Origin of the sequence: Nitrosomonas ureae (assembly GCF_900108305.1) — a bacterium.
GTDB lineage: Bacteria > Pseudomonadota > Gammaproteobacteria > Burkholderiales > Nitrosomonadaceae > Nitrosomonas > Nitrosomonas ureae_B.
In genome coordinates this window covers 1-1,343 of record NZ_FNUX01000072.1, presented here as the reverse complement: position 1 = coordinate 1,343, position 1,343 = coordinate 1, and the positions used below count along the sequence as shown (strand labels likewise).

Below are 1,343 nucleotides of genomic sequence, written 5' to 3'. Positions count from 1 at the left end.
AATGCTAAGAAATAGTAGTACGATTCATCAACCGAATCTGTTTGGAACAGATTTGTTGATGCAGCTTGATCCCGGTGATCCATTGCTGAAGCTTGCATCAGCGATACCGTGGCAAGAATTTGAGGAATCGTTTTCCATTCATTACACAGCAACGACAGGAGCACCGAGTAAGCCGATCCGTTTGATGGTTGGGTTATTGGTTCTCAAGCAGTTAGAGAATTTGAGTGATGAAGCGGTAGTGTTGCAGTGGAAACGCAATCCTTATTACCAGGCATTTTGCGGCATGAAGGAATTCCAGCGAAGGTTTCCTTGCCACAGTACCGAACTGGTGCATTTTCGTAAACGCATCGGTGCTGAAGGGGTTGAGCGGATTTTCCGCATGAGCGTTGGATTGCATGGTCGTGCGGCGTTGGAAGATACGGTTCATATTGATACGACGGTGCAAGAAAAGAACATCACTTATCCGACGGATAGCAAACTGGCGATCAGAATCATTAATCGCCTGAACAAGATCGGTAAAGCACATGGTGTCTCTCAACGGCGTACATTCGTCAAAGAAGTGAAATCATTGCGCCTGGTTATCCGGCATTTTCGTCACGTTACCAAAAGAGCGAAAGCAAAACGGGCACTCAAACGATTGAGAACCATTGCCGGTATTTTGATACGGGAATTGCGCAGAGAATTGCCGCAACACTGTTTGTTTGAGCGCTACCAGAAGGATTTTCTACTGTATGAGCGGGTTCTGGCGCAGCAGCCGAAAGATAAAAACAAGATCTACTCGTTGCATGAACCGCAAGTATACTGTGTGGCCAAGGGAAAAGACCACAAGCAATACGAGTACGGCAGCAAAGCATCGATTGCCAGTACCGCGCAAGGTAATTTAATCGTCGGCGTGGTCAGTCACGAACAAAACCAACATGACAGTCATACGTTACCGGAAATACTGTGTCATGTTGAAGCATCGCGCGGCAAAGCCGTCAAGCAGGCGGTGTGTGATCGTGGTTACCGTGGTAAACGTGAAGTCAATGGCACCCGAATCATTTTACCGGGGAAAGCGCTCAAACGAGATTCACGCTACCAGAAAGATAAAAAGCGCAAACAATGCAGAAGACGTGCAGCGATTGAGCCGGTTATCGGTCACCTGAAATCGGATTACAGATTGGCGAGAAACTTCTTGAAAGGAACCATTGGCGATCGTATCAATTTATTGATGGCCGCTTGCGCATGGAATCTGAAACAATGGCTGCTGGCCATTTTTTGGTTGTCTTTTCCATGGAGAAAGCTGCAAAATTTCCCAATCTTTCGATGAAAATCCAACCAACCAAAGTTATTCTCCACATTGA

At 46.5% G+C, this 1,343-nt stretch carries 1 protein-coding gene; it reads left to right on the top strand.

Features of this window, described 5'->3' with window-relative positions; translation table 11 throughout:
- Position 1: 1 nt before the first annotated feature.
- Positions 2-1,309, top strand: a complete 1,308-nt coding sequence (locus tag C4S39_RS15065; RefSeq protein WP_103967738.1) for an IS5 family transposase — start codon at positions 2-4, stop codon at positions 1,307-1,309.
- The last annotated feature ends 34 nt before the right edge of the window (positions 1,310-1,343 follow it).